This window comes from Streptomyces sp. NPDC104226, assembly GCF_055584085.1.
This window is the reverse complement of sequence record NZ_JBVJMS010000005.1, coordinates 173,288-191,353: the sequence shown is the minus strand read 5'-3', so window position 1 is coordinate 191,353 and position 18,066 is coordinate 173,288. Positions and strand designations below refer to the sequence as shown.

Here is an 18,066-nt window from a genome sequence, read left to right as displayed (position 1 = left end):
GGCGGCTGGAATGCTCCACGCATGACGACTCGTCGGATGTACTTCGCGACCGCCGCCCTGAGCGCCCTCGCGCTGGGCGTGGCCGTGTTCAGCGGCTGGGGCCAGGACTTCCCGGACGGGGAGTCCCCCGACTCCGGCACGGCCCGCGTAGAGGCGAACGTCCAGCACGCGGACGTGACGTCCCGGCCGGCCGGCGACACCACCTGGAACTGACCGGGGACCGACCGGGGACAATCCGGGGGCTGTCCGGGGGCCAACCGGGGGCTGACCGGGCCCTCCCGGCCCGGCGTGGCCTGAACTCGCCCCATTCATCCCCACCCTCCCCCTCAACCCGCCCTGAAACAACGGGAGTCGGTATACCTTCGTGGCCGACCACGACGGGCACGAGGTACGGGGCACGGGGGCTGGAGCAACATGAGTGTCGACGTTCGCTATCGCGTGGAACGGATCGCGCTGGCCCTGATGTCCACATCGGGCGTCGTGGTCCTGATCGCAGACCTCCTCGGGTGGCTCGACGCACTCGCTCCCGGCGGCGCGCTCCCCAAGGTCACCCTGCTCATCCTGAGCACGGTCACCGTGTTCCTGCTGCTGGAGATCGACCGCCTGCGCAAGCTCGACGTGGTCGAGGCCCAGGTCACCCGGCTCGACGAGACCCTCCGGACGCAGGTGGCCCGGCTCGACAGCAGCTTCCAGGCGCAGCTCGCCAAGCTGGACATCGACACCGTCGCGCAGCAGCTCAAGCAGGAGAACTACCTCGGCGTGATCCGGGTGCACGCGGAGTTCCCCGACGTGCAGTTCAACGCGTTCGTGGAGGAGGCCATCGAGGAGGTGGTCATCCTGCAGACCTTCATCCCCAACCTGGAACACCTCCAGCCCGCGCTGGAGAAGGCGCTGGTCGACCACGGCGTGCCGGTGCGCATCATGCTCCTGTACCCGTCCTCGCCCGTGGCGGGGCTGCGCGACGAGGCACTGCGTTCCGTACGGGACCCCGCCCTCGCGCTGGACGTGAAGGCGCGGGTGGAGATGTGCCTGGCCGGGCTCGCGGAACTGCACAGGGCGGTCGGGGCGAGGGGCCGGGAGCTGCTCAGCGTGCGGGTGTACAACTCCCTGCCGTCCATCGCCGTGCACAAGGCCGACGAGCACTTTCTGGTCAGTTCGTTCCTGCACCGCCAGCTCGCGATCAACTCGGCCCAGACCGAGATCGACGGCTCCGACACCGCGATGGGCCAACAGGTCCAGAGGGAGCTGGACACGCTGTGGTCGATCGGCCGCGACGTGGCCCTGTCGGACTGGCGCGAGTCGCTCAGAAACATCAGTTGGTGACCCGGATCCCGATCCCGATCCAGATCCAGGTACGGAAACGGATGCGGATGCGGATGCGGATACGGATACGGGTCGAGATCCAGATCGAGATCCACGGAAAGGTACGGCCATGTACGACTTGAGCGCTCCGAACCGGCACGACGGGCCGGCCGGGCCGGCCGGACTGCACGAGCTGGACCGGTTCGAGGACGGGCTGATCGAGCGCTTCGAGGAGCATCCCGTCCTCGCGCACATCACCCGGCTGCCCGAGGCGGACTTCGCCGAGCTCCTGCTCCAGCGGAGGTTCGTCTCGCTCGCCTTCACCCCGTCGTACGACCTGGCCATCGACCTGCTGCGCGACGAGGAGGGGCTGCGGATCGCCCGGATCATCCTGCGCGAGGAGTACCCGGGCGCCCAGGGGCACGCGCCCTCGCACCGCGAGGACATGACCGAGGACATGCACCGCCTCGGCGTGTCCAGGGAGGCGCTGGTGGCGTCGAGGCCCACGGCCGCGACGCGGCGGGCCATCACCGACACCCTCGAACTGATCGCGGACGCGGGCGGCCACGCCGATGCCGACCTGCGGCTGCTGACCCTCCTCCGCTTCTGGGGCGAGGTGCTGGTCTCCGTCGAGTACGGGCGGCTGTGGGAACGGATGGGGCCGCTGTTCACGGCCGAGGGAGGCGGCCGCAACCGTTCGCGCTTCTACCACCCGCACCTGGTCCACGACGCGAAGACGCATTCGCTCGCGACGGTGTCCCTGCTGTCCGACACCCACTCCGACCGGCTGGCCGCGCGGGTGACCGAGCTCCTGGGCCGGGCCGAGGGCGCGGCCGGGGCCGCCGCCTTCCGGGAGACGGAGGAGCGGGCGCTGCGGCTCAAGGCCGGCTTCTACGATCAGTTCCTGCCCGCGCTGGAGTCCTCGACGCCGGCCTGAGCAGGCAACGGCCGCTTGCGGCGCTCCGGGCGGGCCTGCGAGCGGACCGCCCCCATGCTCGCCACGATGACCAGCGCGATCGCCGCCGCATCCAGCGCCGACAGGGCCTGGTTCAGGATCAGGAACCCGGCCGTCGCGGCGATCGCGGGCTCCAGGCTCATCAGGATCGCGAAGGTCGGCGCCGGGAGCCTGCGCAGGGCGAGCAGCTCCAGCGTGTACGGCAGCACCGAGGACAGCAGTGCCACGCCCAGGCCCAGGAGCAGGGTGCTCGGGTGGAGCAGGGCCGACCCGGCCTCGATCACGCCGAGCGGCAGGGACAGTACGGCGGCCACGGCCATCGCCAGCGCCAGCCCGTCGGCCTGCGGGAACCGGCGGCCGGTCCGCGCGCTGAACACGATGTACGCCGCCCACATGCCGCCCGCCGCAAGGGCGAAGGCCGCGCCCAGCGGGTCCAGGCCGCCCAGGCCGCCTCCGCCGTGGGTGGACAGCAGGACGACTCCGGCGAGCGCCAGCCCGGCCCACAGCAGGTTCAGCAGGCGGCGGGAGACCACGACGGAGAGCACCAGCGGGCCCAGTACCTCCAGGGTGACGGCGGGGCCGAGGGGGATCCGGTCGATGGCCTGGTAGATGAACCCGTTCATGCCGGCCATGGTCACGCCGAACCACACGACGGTCGACCAGTCGGAGCGGGAGTACCCGCGCACCTTGGGCCGGCAGACCAGCAGCAGCACCAGCGCGGCCGCGGCGAGCCGCAGCGTGACCACGCCGGCCGCGCCCGCCCGCGGCATGAGCATCACCGCGAGGGCGGCACCGAACTGCACCGAGACGCCCGCCGTGACCACCAGGGCGACGGGCCCGAAACGGGCCCGGAAGGAGCCGTCCGCGGGGGCAGTGGCCGTGGTGGTCGTCCGTGAGGGCTGGGCGGGCGTGGCGGTGGTCGTGGGCATTTATCCAGATTAGGGGGTGAGTAAGGACCGTGCTTCCGTGTTTTGCCTTACATCCTGTCCGCGTCCGGTTCCGGCAGGCCGTCCGGCAAGCCCTCCGCCAGGACCTCCGCCAGGTGGCGGGCCCGGCCACCCGCCAGCTGCGCGATCTGCGTCCGGCAGGAGAACCCGTCCGCCAGCACCTCGGTGCCCGGCGCGGCCGCCCGCAGCGACGGAAGGAGCTGCTCCTCGGCGCAGGCCACGGAGACCTCGTGGTGTCCGGGCTCGAAGCCGAAGTTGCCCGCGAGGCCGCAGCAGCCGCCGCTGAGCCCTCCCGTCAGCCCGGCGCGCTCGCGCAGCCGGCGGTCGGCGGCGTCACCGAGGACGGCGTGCTGGTGGCAGTGCGTCTGGCCGGCGACCGGCCGGTCCAGGCGGGGCGGCTGCCAGTGGGGGGCGTACTCCTCCAGGGTCTCCGCGAAGGTTCGGACGGCCGCTGCGAGACGGGCCGCGCGGGGGTCCTCCGGGAGGAGGGCGGGCAGATCGGTGCGGAGCGCTGCCGCGCAGCTCGGTTCGAGGACGGTGACGGGGCCCTGCGCGTCGCCCACGGCGTCCAGGGTGCGGCGGAGGACCCTGCGGGCGGTGTCGAGGCGGCCGGTGGAGACGTAGGTCAGCCCGCAGCAGACCCGGCCGGTCTGCACCGTGGCCTCCAGGCCGGCGGCCCGCAGGACCCGCACGGCGGCGTGCCCGGCCTCGGGAGCGAGGTACTCCGTGAACGTGTCCGGCCACACCGTCACCACACCCCCGGCCCCGGCCCCGGCCCCGGGGCGACCCTGCGGGGCAAGGTCCCCTACCCGCCCTTCGCCCGTTCCCCGGGGCTGCGCCCCGGACCCCCTGGGGCTCCGCCCCAGACCCCGCGCCTCAAACGCCGGCGAGGCTGGATGTGGCTCGGAGCGGAGTGCTGCGCGGGCGGCGCGTGTGAACGGGGTTCGGGCCAGGCGGGGCAGGGGGCGGGACCGCTCCAGTCCGGGGATGCGGAGGAAGCGGGACACCAGGTTCAGCGGCGCGGCCAGCCGTAGCGCGGCGATCAGGCGGAGCCAGTCCGGGAGCCCGCCCAGGGCGTAGTGGGAGAGCGGCCGCAGCCGGCCCGCCCAGTGGTGGTGGAGGAACTCCGCCTTGTAGGCGGCCATGTCGACCCCCACCGGGCAGTCGCTGCGGCAGCCCTTGCAGCCCAGGCACAGATCGAGCGCCTCGGCGACCTCCGCCGAACGCCACCCGTCGGTGACGACCTCCCCGGCGAGCATCTCGTGCAGCAGCCGGGCCCGCCCCCGCGTGGAGTGGCGTTCCTCGCCCGTGGCCCGGTACGAGGGGCACATCACCCCCGTCCCCCCGGCCTCCGTCGACCGGCACTTGGCGACGCCGACGCACCGGGCGACCTCCCCCGCGAAGGGCAGGGACGCCGGGAGGGGGGCGAAGCGGAGGTTCTCGTCGAGGCGTGCCGGGCGGACCAGGATCCCGGGGTTCATGCCGCCCGCCGGGTCCCAGACCCGCTTGTAGGACTCGAAGAGCCCGATCACCGAAGGCCCGTACATGCGGGGCAGCAGTTCCGCCCGGGCCTGCCCGTCCCCGTGCTCCCCGGACAGGGAGCCCCCGTGCGCGACCACCAGGTCGGCGAGGTCCGAGGAGAAGGCGCGGAAGCGGGCCACCCCCGGCGCGGTCACCAGGTCGAAGTCGATCCGCACGTGCACGCAGCCCTCGCCGAAGTGGCCGTACGGGGATCCGCGCAGCCCGTGCTCCGCCAGCAGGGCCCGGAATTCCGGCAGGTAGGCGCCGAGCCGGGCGGGCGGGACCGCGCAGTCCTCCCAGCCCGGCCAGGCCATGGTGCCGTCGGGCATCCGGGTGGCCGTGCCCGCCGCGTCCTCGCGGATCCGCCACAGGGCCCGCTGCGCCGCCGGGTCGGTGAGGAGGAGGGTGTCCACCGCGTCGGAGGCCCGCAGCAGGGCCCGGGCCGCGCCCTCGTCGGGCATCTCCACGAACAGCCAGGCCCCGCCGCGCGGAAGCCCGGAGGCGGCCGCCCCGACCAGGTCGGCGGCCATGCCCTCCACGGTCAGCGGTCCGTACCCGAGCAGCCCCGCCGCGGCCTGCGCGGCCGCGCTCTCGTCGGCGTACCCGAGGACGGCCAGGACCGGGGCGGCCGGCAGCTCCACGAGCCGTACGACGGCCTCGGTGACCACGCCGAGCGTGCCCTCGCTGCCGCAGAACGCCCGGGCCACCCCGGTGCCCCGCTCGGGGAGCAGCGCGTCCAGGCCCCCGTAGCCGGAGATCCGCCGCGCGAAGCCGTCGGCCGGGCCGCCCGCCATGCCGGTGCGCAGCACCGCCAGGTTCTGCGCCACCAGCTCCCGCAGCCCGTCCGGCGCGCCCCGCCAGCCGGTGCCGAGCCGGTGGGAGGAGCCCGCGTACGCCGTCACCGCCAGCTCGGCGACGTTGTCGGCGGTGGTCCCCCAGGCCACGGAGTGGGCCCCGCAGGCGTTGTTGCCGATCATCCCGCCGAGCGTGCACCGGGAGTGCGTGGAGGGGTCCGGCCCGAAGGTCAGCCCGTGCGGGCGGGCCGCGTCCCGCAGCCGGTCGAGGACCAGGCCGGGCTGGACGACGGCGGTGCGGGCGGCCGGGTCCAGGGAGACGAGGGCGTTCATGTGGCGGGTGAGGTCGAGGACGACGCCGACGCCCGTGGCCTGGCCGGCGATGGAGGTGCCGCCGCCGCGCGGGACGACCGGGACCCCGGCGGCGGCGCACACCGCGAGCGCGGCGGCCACGTCCTCGGCGTCGCGCGGGGCGACGACGCCGACGGGGACGCGGCGGTAGTTCGAGGCGTCCATGGTGGTCAGGGCCCGGGCGGCGGCGCCGAAGTCGACCTCTCCGCGCAGGTTCTTCCGCAGGGTCCGTTCGAGTTCACCGGGTGAGGTCACGTCGGACAGCCTGCCACCGGCTGCCGCCCGGCTCGCTTCTACGCGCGTCATCTCATCGGGTGGACGCGGCTCCAGGGCGTGGACCCGGACCGGATACGCTCCGCTTGTGGCCGAGATCCAGATTCCCGCTGACATCAAGCCCGCCGACGGACGCTTCGGCGCGGGCCCCTCCAAGGTGCGGACCGAGGCGCTGGACGCCCTCGCCGCCACCGGTACCTCCCTGCTCGGAACCTCCCACCGCCAGGCTCCGGTCAAGAACCTGGTCGGCTCCGTGCGCCAGGGACTCCGGGACCTCTTCTCCCTCCCCGAGGGCTACGAGGTGATCCTGGGCAACGGCGGCTCCACCGCCTTCTGGGACATCGCGACCGCCGGTCTCATCGAGCGGAAGTCGCAGCACCTCACCTTCGGTGAGTTCTCCTCCAAGTTCGCCAGCGCCGCGAAGTCCGCGCCGTGGCTGGACGCCCCGTCGGTGATCTCCTCCGACCCGGGCACCCACCCGGACCCGGTGGCCGAGGCGGGCGTGGACGTGTACGCGTACACCCACAACGAGACCTCGACGGGTGTCGCGGCGCCGATCAAGCGCGTCGCGGGTGCCGACGAGGGGTCGCTCGTCCTGGTGGACGCGACCTCGGGCGCCGGCGGTCTGCCGGTGGACATCACCGAGACCGACGTCTACTACTTCGCCCCGCAGAAGTCCTTCGCCTCCGACGGCGGCCTGTGGCTGGCGGCGTTCTCCCCGGCGGCCCTGGAGCGCGCGGCCCGCGTGCACGCCTCCGGCCGGCACATCCCGGAGTTCTTCTCGCTGCCGACGGCGATCGACAACTCGCTGAAGAACCAGACGTACAACACCCCGGCGCTCTCCACCCTCTTCCTGCTGGACCAGCAGCTGGAGTGGATGAACAGCCAGGGCGGTCTGGAGTTCACGACCGGGCGTACGGCGGCCAGCGCGGCCCACCTGTACGGCTGGGCCGAGGCGTCGAAGTACGCGAGCCCGTTCGTCGCGGACGCCGCGAAGCGCTCGTCCGTCATCGGCACGATCGACTTCTCCGACGACATCGACGCGGCCGCGGTCGCCAAGGCGCTGCGCGCCAACGGCATCGTGGACACCGAGCCGTACCGCAAGCTCGGCCGCAACCAGCTCCGTATCGCGATGTTCCCGGCGATCGACCCGGCGGACGTCCAGGCGCTCACCGCGTGCGTGGACTACGTGATCGAAGCCCTCTGACCGACCCCGCCCCAACGCTCCGCAGCCCCCGGTGACTTCCCGTCACCGGGGGCTTCCGCTTTGCCCGTAGCGGCCTGAGGCGGCCCTGAGGGAGACCTGAACGAGCCCTGAAGGACGACGTCCCGCACACGGCCCGGAACCCTGGGACCTTGGTCCCAAAAATCGGGGCAAAGCATGAGCAAACGAGAACTCCAACCCACCACCGCCACCTGCGCTTTTATGCCCCGGGACCTTCGGCAGGGGCCCTTCCCGGCCCTCCCGAAGGCTGCAACCGACCACCCCAGGATGTCCCTCATGTCTGGTGTGCCGGGAACGAACCCCGGCCCGTTCAGGAGGAACCCCATGCGCAAGGCACTTACCTTCTCGGCGATCGCCCTCGCCTCGTCTATGGCACTGGCCGTCCCGACCGTGGCGTTCGCCGCCGACTCCACCCCGACCGCGCACAGCAGCGCGAGCACCGACGTGGCGGCCAAGGCGGCCCTCAAGGTCTCGCCCGGCTCCGGCAAGCCGGGCGACGCGGTCCAGATGTCGATGGAGGTCCCGGACGGCTCGACGAACCTGTCGATCTCCTCCAAGGCCCTGAACGACGTCAAGATGACCGACGGGCGCGGCGCCACCGCCACGATCGCCAAGGTCGCCGACGGAAACTACGGCATCTCCCTCACCGGCACGGGCCCCAAGGGCGAGAAGCTCCAGGCCACCGCCCAGATCACGGTCAAGGACGGCAAGCCGACCCCGACGCCGACCACTTCGACGCTGAGCCTGTCCCAGGACCACGGCAAGCCGGGCGAGAAGATCAAGGTCACCATCAAGACGTCGGCGGACGAGAAGAGCGCGTTCGTCAAGTCCGACGCCTTCGGCGGCCAGGTCAACCTGAAGAACGACGGCAAGGGCGTCTGGACCGGCACCGCGGTCGTCGCCAAGGACGTCAAGACCGGCTACTACGGCGTCGACGCCTTCGCGGGCGGCAAGAAGTTCGACACCGTCAAGTTCACCACCGACGCCACCGGCCCGGTCAACCCGAAGCCGAAGCCGGCCCCGCTCGACCCGAGCCACCACAAGACCCCCAAGGGCTCCGTGAACACCGGCCAGGCCCCGCTGGGCTGGGTCCCCTCGGACGCGGCAGACAATGGCTGAGCAGTCCGCCCCTGACCGCGCCCCCCGCCGGAGCGGCCGCGTCCTGCGCGTGGCCGCCCTGGCGGGCGCCGCCGGCCTCACGGCCTTCCTGATCACTTCCTGCGGCTCCGGCGGCGACGCCGGCACCGGCGCCAAGAACGACCCGGCCGCCGCCAAGAACGCCTCCGTGCTGAGCGCCTCCGTCCCGGACCGGATCGTGATCCCGGACATCAAGGTCGACGCCCCGCTCGACACCGTCGGACTCGACGCCCAGGGCGTCATGACGGAGCCCGACTTCGCCAAGCCCAAGGACGCGGCCTGGTACAAGGACGGCCCGACCCCCGGGGAGAAGGGCGCGGCCGCCATCGTCGGGCACATGGACACGCCCCAGGCCCCCGAGGCCGTCTTCTACAACCTCAAGAAGCTGAAGAAGGACGAGAAGATCGAGGTCCACCGCGACGACGGCTCCACCGCCGTCTTCGCCGTCGACGAGGTCGACACGTTCAAGAAGGACCAGTTCCCGACCGACAAGGTCTACGGGGACACCCACGGCAAGGCCGAGCTCCGCGTCATCACCTGCGGCGGCAACCTCACCAAGGACCGCCACTGGGACGCCAACGTCGTGGTGTTCGCGCACCTCGTCGGCCAGGAGTAGCCCCGGGGGCCCGGATCCTCGTCCGGGCCCCGGCCGGGCGCCTACTTCGCCACGGCGAACCGCATCAGGGCCTGCTCGTCGCCCGGCTTGATCTTCCCGGTCTCGTTGATGACCTGGAGCTTCCAGCCCGCCCCGTCCCGGATCGCCTTGGCCACGGCGCAGCCGTTGTCCGTGCCGAGCAGGCTCGGCCAGATGTCGGCGACCTGCTGGGTGCTGCCGCCCGTGCCGTCGTACACCTTGAAGCTGATGTTGCGGGCGCTCTGGAAGGAACTGCCCTTCTTGTAGGCGGCGGCGACGAAGACGATGGACGTGACGTTGCCCGGTATCCGGGCGAACTCGACGGTCACCGTCTCGTCGTCGCCCTCGCCGTGGCCGGTCTGGTTGTCCCCGCTGTGGAGCAGCGAGCCGTTGCCCATGGGGTCGAGGGAGTCCAGACCCGCGAGCCGGACCGGGTCCGAGCCCTGCATCGCGATCGCGATCAGGTCCAGGTCGGTCCCGATCTTCCGCTTGAACTTGCCCATCAGGCCACCGCTGCTGCCCACGGTCGGGTCCCACGAGACGCCGATGGACAGGTGGGTTACGCCGCCCAGGTCCGCGGGGCCGTCTTCCTTGGTGAGCGTGATCATGCGCAATCCTCACAAATAGCAGTGCGATACCGACTTCTGAAGTCTGCCTGAAGCCGGTTCGTTTGCGGAGGCGCTCGACGCACGCGATACCTTCAGGGCCACGGCGTCCGCCGTTCCGTGGATGCCGTACGGCGCAGTACTCGGTACGGCGCGGTACATCGCAGTGCAGCTTGGAGGCAGCAGCGTGAGCGTGCGAGTGACGGCGGCCCCGGACGGCGTGGACCCCTTCGGCACGGCCCGGCTGCGACGCGGGGTGCTCGACGCCTGGGGCGCGGGCCCGGCCCGCTTCCGCGAGGACGCCAACGCCGAGGAGGACCTGGCCCTCGGCGGCTACCGCGACCGGCTCGTCGTCGAACTCGCGCAGAACGCCGCCGACGCGGCCGCCCGCGCCGGGGTCCCCGGCCGGCTGCGGCTCACCCTGCACGCGGGCACCGACCAGCCCGACGGGCACGCGCTGCTCGCCGTCTCCAACACCGGCTCCCCGCTGGACGCCACCGGCGTGGAATCGCTGTCCACGCTCCGCGCCTCCGCCAAGCGCGACGACTCCTCCCAGAGCGTCGGCCGCTTCGGCGTCGGCTTCGCCGCCGTCCTCGCCGTCTCCGACGAGCCCGCCGTCCTCGGCCGGCACGGCGGCGTCCGCTGGTCCCTGGCCGAGGCCCGCGAGCTGGCCCGGGGAGCGGCCGTCGGCAGCTCCGGACTCGGCGAGGAACTGCGCCGCCGCGACGGCCACGTCCCGCTGCTGCGCCTCCCGCTGCCCGCCGAGGGCACCGCGCCCGAGGGCTACGACACCGTGGTGGTCCTCCCGCTGCGCGACGCCGCCGCCGAGGAGCTGGCCGGGCGGCTGCTCGCCGGCGTCGACGACGCCCTGCTGCTGACCCTGCCGGGGCTCGCCGAGGTCGTCATCGACACCCCGGCCGGGGGCGTGCGGACGCTGACCCGCCGCGCCGAAGGCCCGTACACCGTCATCACCGACTCCGCCGCGGACACCCTGCACGCCCCGGACACCCCGCCCGGCCTCCGCCGCTGGCGCACCGTGCGCCACTCCGGCCCCATCGAGAAGGCGCTGCTCGCCGACCGGCCCGTCGAGGAACGGCTGCGGCCCGTCTGGGCGGTGTCCTGGTCCGTGCCCGTCGACGCCGAAGGCGCCCCGGTCCGACCCGCGACCGCCGCCGTGGTGCACGCGCCGACCCCGACCGACGAACCCCTGGGCATCCCCGCGCTGCTCATCGCGACCCTGCCGCTGGACACCACCCGCCGGCACCCCGCGCCGGGGCCGCTGACCGACTTCCTGGTGGAGCGCGCGGCCGACGCGTACGCCGAGCTGCTGGGCTCCTGGGACCCGGTGAGCACCGCGCTCGTGGACCTCGTACCCGGCCCGCTCGGCAAGGGGGAGCTCGACGGGGCCCTGCGCGCCGCCGTCATCGCACGGCTGCCCCGTACGGCCTTCCTCGCGCCCGCCGCCCCCGCGGAGGACCCCGAGGAGCGGGCCGCCCTGCGCCCCTTCGAGGCCGAGGTGGTGGAGGGCGCGGGCGCCGACACCGTCCGCGTCCTCGCGGAGGTGCTGCCGACCCTGCTCCCCGCCGGGCTGGAACGCCGCCCCGAACTGCGCACCCTGGGCGTGGGCCGGCTGCCGCTGGGCGAGGCCATCGAGCGGATCGCGGGCATCGAGCGGACCCCCGAGTGGTGGTACCGGCTCTACGACAGCCTCGCCGGGGTCGACCCGGACCGGCTCTCCGGCCTCCCCGTGCCGCTGGCCGACGGGCGCACCGCGATCGGCCCCCGGCACCTGCTGCTGCCCGGCGCGGACGCCCCGCGCTCGGGCAACCCCGAAAGCCTGGCCCGGCTCGGCCTGAAGGTGGCCCACCCCGACGCCGTGCACCCGCTGCTGGAGAAGCTCGGCGCGCTCCCGGCGAGCCCGCGCGCCGTCCTGACGACCCCGCAGGTGCGGGCGGCCGTCGCGGCCTCCCTGGACGCCGGGGAGATCTGGGACGAGGACGCCCTGGACCCCGAGGAACTGGCCGACATCGTCCTCGGGCTGGTCCGCGACGCCGAACTCTCCCCCGGCGACGAACCGTGGCTGGGCGCGCTCGCCCTGCCCGACGAGGACGGCGAACCGACCCCGGCCGGCGAACTCCTGCTCCCCGACTCCCCCCTCGCCTCGGTGATCCGCGAGGACGAGATCCCGTACGTGGACGCCGAACTGGTGGAACGCTGGGACGCCGCGACCCTCACCGCCGTGGGCGTCCTCGCCGCCTTCCAGCTGGTCCGCGCCACCGACGTGGTCCTGGACCCCGACGAACTGGAGCCCCGCGACGGGGACTTCGCCGAGCCCGACGACGCCGGCCTGCTCGACGCCGTCGACGTGTGGTGCGAGGACCTCCTGGACCAGCTGCCCGACACCCCCGTGCCGCCGGTCGCCACCGAGCTGGTCGCCGTACGGGACCTCGACCTGGTCGACGACGACAGCTGGCCCCGGGCCCTGGCCATGCTGGCCCAGCCCCCCTACCGGGACGCCCTGACCCAGCCCGTGCGGGTCCTGCTCCCGGACGGCACCACCCGCTCCGTGCGCCCGTACACCGCCTGGTGGCTGCGCGACCACCCCGTCCTGGACGGCCGCCGCCCGGCCGGCCTGCGCGCGGCGGGCGGCGACCCGCTGCTGGCGGGCCTCTACACCCCCGCGGACGCCACCGGCTTCGAGGACGAGCAGGTCCTGCGGGCCCTGGGCGTACGCACCACCGTGCCCGCCCTCCTGGAGGAGCCGGGCGGCGCCGCCGAACTGCTCGGCCGCCTCGCCGACCCGGACCGCGAGGTCACCGGACGCCAACTGCACGGCCTGTACGGTGCGCTGGCCGACCTGGACCCGGAGCAGGTCACCCTCCCCGACGAGCTGCGCGCGGTCGTCGACGGCGAGGTGGTCGTCGTGGACGCCTCCGAGGCCCTGGTCGCGGACGCCCCCGACCTCCTCCCCCTGACGGCGGGCCTCCCCCTCCTCCCCGTCGCCCCGTCCCGGGCGGCCGACCTGGCCGACCTCTTCCAGGTCCGCCGCCTCTCGGAGACGGTCCCGGCGGAGGTCACCACCGCGGGCGAGGAACACGAGGTCCCCGACTCCGTCCACCAGCTCCTGGGCCCGGCCACCCCGAAGAGCTACGTGGAGCACGAGGAACTCCTGGCGGGCGGCACCGAACTCGACTGGCGCCGCACCCCGGACGGCACCCTGCACGCCTCCACCCTGGAAGGCGTGGCAGCAGCCCTCGCCTGGGCGGCCGGCCAGTGGCCCCGCCGCTTCGAGGTGGCAGCCCTCCTGGAAGACCCGTCCCGCACGGCGGAACTGGCCCGCGACCGCTGGTTCGACTGAGGAAACGCCTCCGGCGCCCACTGCGGGGCGCCGGAGACCGTACGGGGTGGTGGCTCGCTCAGCGCGCCGCGCCGAAGCCCGTCACCGTCGGGTAGGGCTTCGCCGTGCCCTTGCCCGGGAAGACCGTGACCTTGCCGGAGGCGTCGGCGGACCAGAGGTCCGGGATGCGGTCACCGGTGAGGTCGCCGTCGGAGCCGATGCGCGGGTGCGCGGCCGGGGCCAGGGTGGTCAGGACCGGCCCGGCGGCCGGGTTGGCGAAGGCGGAGAAGTCGGGGGCGGCCGGGGTGCCCTTGATGGTGAAGGCCCGGACCGTGCCGTCCTTCTGCGAGCGGGCCCACAGGGTCGGGAAGTCCGTGCCCTGCGCACGGCCCGGGGTGAGCAGGTCGTAGCCGGCCCAGCGGGTGGTGTTGCCCGAGATGAGGGTCGCCTCGCGGCTCAGCTTCGTACCGATGGACGATTCCGCCAGCCACAGACGTCCGTTCTCCACGAACAGAAGCGACGTACGGGTGACGGTCTGGCCGTCGGCCGGGGTGTCTCCCCGGGGCGAACCGTAGGCCGCGATCCCGGTGACCTTGGACCAGTCCGCGCCGAGGCCGTTCTTCACACAGTCGATGACCTTGCGTGCCGCGTCCTTGCAGGTGCTGGGCTTGTCCATGATCATCGGACCGTCCTCGGTGAAATGCCCCAGGCCGGCGTTGTGGAAGAGGAAGAGGTGGGATCCGCCGGGGGCGTGCGCCACCAGGTCGTCCACCCTGTCGCTGTAGAACGAGCCGCGGTGCGTGTACTGCACGCGGGCCCAGCTCCCGAGATCGCCCGGGGCCGCGCCGGCGTGGGCACTGGGGGTGTCGCGCGGGTCCGCGCCACGGGTGTTGAGGTTTCCGGCCGCGTCGGGGGCCAGGACGTCGGGCTTGCCGTCCGCGTCGATGTCCCCGAGGGCGATGGGGGCGGTGCTCGACTGCGCGTAGTAGCGCAGTGAGGCGTGGGCCAGGTTGCCCGCGTTGTCCATCGTCTGCAGGTAGATGGCCTGGGACCCCCAGGTCTCGGGCCTGACCTTGATGTCGGCCTTGCCGTCGACCAGCCGTACGACGTGGAGGTCGGTGGCCTCGTCCGAGCACTTCCAGCCGACGCCGAAGGTCTGCTGCGTCTGCCAGCGGGCGCAGGCGATCTCCGATCCGGTGTCGGTGCCGTGGAGCGTGAAGGATGCCTCCTGGCCGACCTTCTTGGGCTTCGCGTCGGTGGTGACCGCGGCGGTCGGCGGCGTCGTGTCCACCCGGAAGTAGCACCAGGGGGTGTAGGCGCCGGTCAGCTTGCCGTTGGTGGCACGGGCCCGCCAGCCGTACTGGCCGCCCTCCTTCACCAGGTCGCGGCTGACGTACGCGGTCTGGTCGGACGGCGCGGACCAGCCGTTGGTCAGGTTGGTGCGCTTGCCCCCGTAGGAGGTGTCCCAGAACTGGAACGTGGTCTGGAGCTGCGTGCCCGCGGGGCCGGTGGCCTTGACGCGGAGCCTCACGCCGTCGAAGCTCGCGCCGACCCAGCCCGCTCCGGACCCGCTGTACGGGTCGGTGTAGCAGTCGGACGAAGTGTTCTCACCCGCGAACTCGGGCTTGGGAAGGGTACGGGGTGCCGTGACCTTGGGTGCCACGGGATCGCCCGCGGCTGCTGCCGGGGCCGTGGAGACCAGGGCCACCGCCAGGGCGAGTCCTGCCAGTGGCAGAGCACGCGCTCGTCTCATGTGCTGTTCCCCCCAGGGAAGAAAGAGTTGATCAGCCGTAATCTCACACACGGGCCACCGGGTCGCACCAGCTTTGCCTGATCACGATTCGGTTCCGGCCACGGCGTGCGTCAGGGGGTACCGGCGCCCACCGGCGTCAGCAGCGCGTCCGCGATCGCCGTGCGGGCGTACAGGACCGAGCGGCCCGCGCGGTGGGCGGTGACCAGGCCCGCGTCGCGTAGAGCGGTGAGGTGTTGGGAGACGGCGGCGGTGGACAGGCCGCTGTGGCGGGCCAGTTGGGTGGTGGAGGCGGGGGTGTCCAGTTCGGCGAGGAGCAGGGTGCGGGAGCGGCCCAGTACGGCGGCCACCGCGTCGGTGGACTTGGTGGCGCGGGGCTCCCACAGGGTGCCGATCCCGCGGGCGGGGTAGGCGAGCTGGGGCGGTTCGGGGGCCACCGAGCGGGTCAGTACGCGGGGCCAGGCGAAGGCGGAGGGGACGAGGAGCAGGCCGGCTCCCGTGTCCGCCCGGTTCATCGAGCACTGCCGGCGGACCATGCGCAGCGTGCCGGCGTCCCAACTGACCGTCTCGTGGAGTTCGTTGAGGACGTGCGCCGAGCCGTGCTCGGCGACCTGCCGGGCCCGGTGGAACACGTCCGCCTCCAGCAGCTGGCGGATGCGCGGCCAGTACGGGCCCAGCGCGAGGTCCCAGTACGTCTCGATCTCGGCGGTGACCTTCTCCAGCGCCGCCTCGGGCTCCTCGCGCAGCAGCCGCAGCCGGGGCGCCGGGCAGGGCGTCTTCGCCACCAGGACGTCGAGGTCGGCGTGCACCTGCGCCGCGGGGCTGCGGCGGATGGCCTCCAGTTCCCCGGGGAGTTCGCCGAAGGGGCCGGCCGGGGTCGGGTTGAGGAAGTCCGCGAGGTAGCCGGTGCCCGGGATCAGGGCGGCGAGCCAGCCCCGGTCCAGTCCGGCGGCGAGCAGCCGGGGCCGCACCTGCCGGGCCCAGCGGCGGTGGAGCGGAGGGTCGGTCTCCTCGCGCAGCAGCCGGAAGCTGGTGACGACCTCCCACATCGGGGACACCGCGAACCTGGTCTGTGCCAGGTCCGTGGCCGTGAAGCTCAGTTCGTACTCCATGCGCCTGCCGCCCCCGCCTGCTTGCCCGCCCGCCATGCCGTTGGATTCGGCCCCACCTTAATCAATGGGCCCCCGGCTGCCCAGGGCGCAGGCTCCTGCCATGCCCTCCTCCTTCCGCGGTCTCCCGCCCCTCGTCTGGACCCTGTTCGCCGGTTCGATCGTCAACCGCATCGGCTACCTGGTCACCCCGTTCCTGGTCTTCCTCCTCGCCGACCGGGGCATCACCGGATCCGGCACCTCCTTCGTGCTCGGCGCGCTCGGCGCCGGCCACCTGCTCGGCCCGGCCCTCGGCGGAGTGCTCGCCGACCGGATCGGCCGCCGCCCGACCATGCTGATCGGGCTCATCGGCTCCGCCGTCGCCCAGGGCGCACTGTTCCTGGCCCCGGGGGTGTGGACGATGGCCGCCTCCGCGCTGCTCCTCAGCACCGCCGGGGCCACCGTCCCGCCCGCCGCGTTCGCCCTGCTGGCCGACTCGGTGGACACCGGCTGGCGGCAGAGGGCGTACGCCCTGTTCAACTGGGGCGTCAACATCGGCACGGCCGTCGCCGGAGTCCTCGGCGGCTTCCTCGCCGCGCACGGGTACTGGCTGCTCTTCGCCGTCGACGCCGGTTCGGCGCTCGTCTACGCCACCGTGGTCGCCACCCGGCTGCGCGAACCGGCCCGCACCGCTCCGGCCAAGGCCTCCGGCGGCCTGGGCTACGGGGTCGTCCTGCGCGACCGGCTGATGCTCCTGCTGCTCCCGCTGTTCGGGATCCAGCTGTTCGTGTACTCGCTGACCGAGGTGGCGCTGCCGCTGGCCGTCCGCGACAGCGGGCTCTCGCCGGCCGTGTACGGGGCCCTGGCCGCGGTCAACGCCGTCCTGGTGGTGGCCCTGCAGCCGTTCGTGACGGCCCGGCTGTCGGGACTGCCGCAGCTGCCGGTGCAGGCTGCGGGCGGCGCCCTGATCGCCGCCGGGGTGGCGCTGACCGGGCTCGCGGACTCCGTGACCGGGTACGTGGTCTCGGTGGTGGTCTGGTCGCTCGGCGAGGTGGCCGTGGCCGGCATCGCGGCTTCGCTGGTGGCCGACCTGGCTCCGGCCGACGCCCGGGGCCGCTACCAGGGCGCGTTCAGCTGGACCTGGGGCTTGGCCCGCTTCTCCGCCCTCACCCTGGGCGTCACCCTGTACACCGGGGTCGGGGCGGCCGCCCTGTGGTGGGGCGCACTGGCCGCGGGCCTGCTCGCCGCGGCGGCGATCCTGACCCTGCGCACCCGCATCGCGTCCCGCACGGAGCAGGCCCACACACTGGCGGCGTGAGCCCCTCAGACCCGTTCGACGAGGACGGGATGCCCCGACAGGAGCCGCGTGAGATCACCCGCGTCGGAGGTGAAGACCGTCACCTGTTCGCCCCGCCTCGCCTTCACGACGGCGACTGCGGCCAGGACCGCGTCGATGGCGTACTTGTGGCCGTGCAGCCCCGCGTCGGTGAGGAGGGCGCGTGCGACGGCGACGGCCGAGGCGTCCGCGTCGACGACTTCGACGCGGGAGAGCGCCCAGTCCCAGAGCCGGGGTGCCTTGCCCGGCCGGGGGTCCCAGGCCTCGAGCGTCGTGAGGCCGGAGGTGACGACGGGCACCTTGCGCTCCCAGGCCTTGTTCACCAGACCGAGGAGCGCCCGGTCCCCGCGCACGACCTTGGACAGCGCCTCCGAATCGAGGACGAACACCCGTGGGCGGTCGAGCGGCTCGGGCTTCGGTGGTGGCGTCATGCCGCCACCTGCCCGGAGTCGTGCCTCACCTCGGCCCCGGCTCTCATCGCGTCGTGTTTCGCGTCGATCGATGCCAGCCACTCGTCCGTGCTCAGGCGCTCCTCTTCCGTCAGGACGCCGTGTTCCTGCTGGAGCGCGGCGGACAGCTCACCGAGCTTGTCCATCGCGACTTCCCGCTCCACCGCGGCCGTCACGTAGGCGGAGACACCACGCGGGTCCACGTGCCCCTTGATGTACTCCACCACCTCATCGGGCAAGGTGATAGTGATCTTTTTCGTTCCCATAGTTCGAGTATGAATACCCCCCGAGACCCCTGTCGATCCCTCTCGGGAATGAACCACGGGGCCCACGGTTGACCGTGACCCCGCCGGTTCCCGATC

The 18,066-nt window shown here is 73.2% G+C and carries 15 protein-coding genes; 8 read left to right on the top strand and 7 right to left on the bottom strand.

All coding sequences use genetic code 11. The annotated features are described in order from the left end of the window. Positions 1-21 precede the first annotated feature (21 nt). The 3 genes from ACZ60J_RS17305 (at position 22) to ACZ60J_RS17295 (ending at position 2,239) form a co-directional block, all read left to right on the top strand. A complete protein-coding gene (locus ACZ60J_RS17305; protein WP_469682712.1) occupies positions 22-213 on the top strand; it encodes a hypothetical protein in 192 nt (63 codons plus the stop codon). 201 nt (positions 214-414) lie between these two features. Beyond that, positions 415-1,323, top strand: a complete 909-nt coding sequence (locus ACZ60J_RS17300; protein ID WP_469682710.1) for a hypothetical protein — start codon at positions 415-417, stop codon at positions 1,321-1,323. A 109-nt stretch (positions 1,324-1,432) separates the two neighbouring features. Continuing rightward, entirely contained in the window at positions 1,433-2,239 is an 807-nt protein-coding gene (locus tag ACZ60J_RS17295; RefSeq protein WP_469682709.1) for a hypothetical protein, read from the top strand. On the opposite strand, the gene ACZ60J_RS17290 is transcribed toward ACZ60J_RS17295, so the two are convergent. Continuing rightward, positions 2,200-3,186 (bottom strand): EamA family transporter, encoded by a 987-nt coding sequence (locus tag ACZ60J_RS17290; protein ID WP_469682707.1) that lies wholly within the window; start codon positions 3,184-3,186, stop codon positions 2,200-2,202. The genes ACZ60J_RS17295 and ACZ60J_RS17290 overlap by 40 nt on opposite strands. Before the next feature lie 47 nt (positions 3,187-3,233). Further along, positions 3,234-6,176 carry an FAD-binding and (Fe-S)-binding domain-containing protein gene (locus ACZ60J_RS17285; RefSeq protein ID WP_469682705.1) on the bottom strand — a complete coding sequence of 981 codons (2,943 nt, stop codon included), beginning with the start codon at positions 6,174-6,176 and terminating at the stop codon, positions 3,234-3,236. A 55-nt stretch (positions 6,177-6,231) separates the two neighbouring features. Between ACZ60J_RS17285 and serC the strand changes: the two genes are divergently transcribed. From serC to ACZ60J_RS17270, 3 genes are all read left to right on the top strand, one after another. Then, entirely contained in the window at positions 6,232-7,350 is a 1,119-nt protein-coding gene (gene serC / locus ACZ60J_RS17280) for a phosphoserine transaminase (RefSeq protein WP_469682704.1), read from the top strand. Between the two features lie 342 nt (positions 7,351-7,692). Continuing rightward, positions 7,693-8,487 carry a hypothetical protein gene (locus ACZ60J_RS17275; RefSeq protein ID WP_469682702.1) on the top strand — a complete coding sequence of 265 codons (795 nt, stop codon included), beginning with the start codon at positions 7,693-7,695 and terminating at the stop codon, positions 8,485-8,487. After that, on the top strand, positions 8,480-9,121 hold the full coding sequence (locus ACZ60J_RS17270; protein WP_469682700.1) for a class F sortase: 642 nt from the start codon (positions 8,480-8,482) through the stop codon (positions 9,119-9,121). Before ACZ60J_RS17275 ends, ACZ60J_RS17270 begins: the two co-directional genes overlap by 8 nt. Before the next feature lie 41 nt (positions 9,122-9,162). Here ACZ60J_RS17270 and ACZ60J_RS17265 read toward each other — a convergent pair whose 3' ends face one another. Further along, on the bottom strand, positions 9,163-9,747 hold the full coding sequence (locus ACZ60J_RS17265; protein ID WP_383943495.1) for a TerD family protein: 585 nt from the start codon (positions 9,745-9,747) through the stop codon (positions 9,163-9,165). 184 nt (positions 9,748-9,931) lie between these two features. On the opposite strand from ACZ60J_RS17265, the gene ACZ60J_RS17260 reads away from it, so the two are divergent. Beyond that, the gene (locus ACZ60J_RS17260) at positions 9,932-13,102 is read left to right on the top strand and encodes a sacsin N-terminal ATP-binding-like domain-containing protein (RefSeq protein WP_469682698.1); all 3,171 of its coding nucleotides are present in this window, start codon (positions 9,932-9,934) and stop codon (positions 13,100-13,102) included. Between the two features lie 58 nt (positions 13,103-13,160). On the opposite strand, the gene ACZ60J_RS17255 is transcribed toward ACZ60J_RS17260, so the two are convergent. Further along, positions 13,161-14,834: a hypothetical protein gene (locus ACZ60J_RS17255; protein ID WP_469682696.1), complete on the bottom strand. Its 1,674-nt coding sequence runs from the start codon at positions 14,832-14,834 to the stop codon at positions 13,161-13,163. A gap of 110 nt (positions 14,835-14,944) precedes the next feature. Further along, positions 14,945-15,943, bottom strand: coding sequence for an ArsR/SmtB family transcription factor (locus tag ACZ60J_RS17250; protein WP_469682694.1), 999 nt, complete (start codon positions 15,941-15,943; stop codon positions 14,945-14,947). 100 nt (positions 15,944-16,043) lie between these two features. Between ACZ60J_RS17250 and ACZ60J_RS17245 the strand changes: the two genes are divergently transcribed. Then, on the top strand, positions 16,044-17,237 hold the full coding sequence (locus tag ACZ60J_RS17245; protein WP_469682692.1) for an MFS transporter: 1,194 nt from the start codon (positions 16,044-16,046) through the stop codon (positions 17,235-17,237). Positions 17,238-17,242: 5 nt separating this feature from the next. Here ACZ60J_RS17245 and ACZ60J_RS17240 read toward each other — a convergent pair whose 3' ends face one another. Further along, positions 17,243-17,686, bottom strand: coding sequence for a hypothetical protein (locus ACZ60J_RS17240; protein WP_469682690.1), 444 nt, complete (start codon positions 17,684-17,686; stop codon positions 17,243-17,245). After that, positions 17,683-17,943 (bottom strand): hypothetical protein, encoded by a 261-nt coding sequence (locus ACZ60J_RS17235; RefSeq protein WP_469682688.1) that lies wholly within the window; start codon positions 17,941-17,943, stop codon positions 17,683-17,685. The genes ACZ60J_RS17240 and ACZ60J_RS17235 overlap by 4 nt, the downstream gene beginning before the upstream one ends. Positions 17,944-18,066 lie beyond the last annotated feature (123 nt).

What these genes read in the sequence shown, in the direction of transcription:
- ACZ60J_RS17305 (WP_469682712.1), top strand. Translation starts at nt 22, where the DNA reads ATGACGACTCGTCGGATGTACTTCGCGACCGCCGCCCTGAGCGCCCTC.
- ACZ60J_RS17300 (WP_469682710.1), top strand. Translation starts at nt 415, where the DNA reads ATGAGTGTCGACGTTCGCTATCGCGTGGAACGGATCGCGCTGGCCCTG.
- ACZ60J_RS17295 (WP_469682709.1), top strand. Translation starts at nt 1,433, where the DNA reads ATGTACGACTTGAGCGCTCCGAACCGGCACGACGGGCCGGCCGGGCCG.
- ACZ60J_RS17290 (WP_469682707.1), bottom strand. Translation starts at nt 3,186, where the DNA reads ATGCCCACGACCACCGCCACGCCCGCCCAGCCCTCACGGACGACCACC.
- ACZ60J_RS17285 (WP_469682705.1), bottom strand. Translation starts at nt 6,176, where the DNA reads ATGACGCGCGTAGAAGCGAGCCGGGCGGCAGCCGGTGGCAGGCTGTCC.
- ACZ60J_RS17275 (WP_469682702.1), top strand. Translation starts at nt 7,693, where the DNA reads ATGCGCAAGGCACTTACCTTCTCGGCGATCGCCCTCGCCTCGTCTATG.
- ACZ60J_RS17270 (WP_469682700.1), top strand. Translation starts at nt 8,480, where the DNA reads ATGGCTGAGCAGTCCGCCCCTGACCGCGCCCCCCGCCGGAGCGGCCGC.
- ACZ60J_RS17265 (WP_383943495.1), bottom strand. Translation starts at nt 9,747, where the DNA reads ATGATCACGCTCACCAAGGAAGACGGCCCCGCGGACCTGGGCGGCGTA.
- ACZ60J_RS17255 (WP_469682696.1), bottom strand. Translation starts at nt 14,834, where the DNA reads ATGAGACGAGCGCGTGCTCTGCCACTGGCAGGACTCGCCCTGGCGGTG.
- ACZ60J_RS17250 (WP_469682694.1), bottom strand. Translation starts at nt 15,943, where the DNA reads ATGGAGTACGAACTGAGCTTCACGGCCACGGACCTGGCACAGACCAGG.
- ACZ60J_RS17245 (WP_469682692.1), top strand. Translation starts at nt 16,044, where the DNA reads ATGCCCTCCTCCTTCCGCGGTCTCCCGCCCCTCGTCTGGACCCTGTTC.
- ACZ60J_RS17240 (WP_469682690.1), bottom strand. Translation starts at nt 17,686, where the DNA reads ATGACGCCACCACCGAAGCCCGAGCCGCTCGACCGCCCACGGGTGTTC.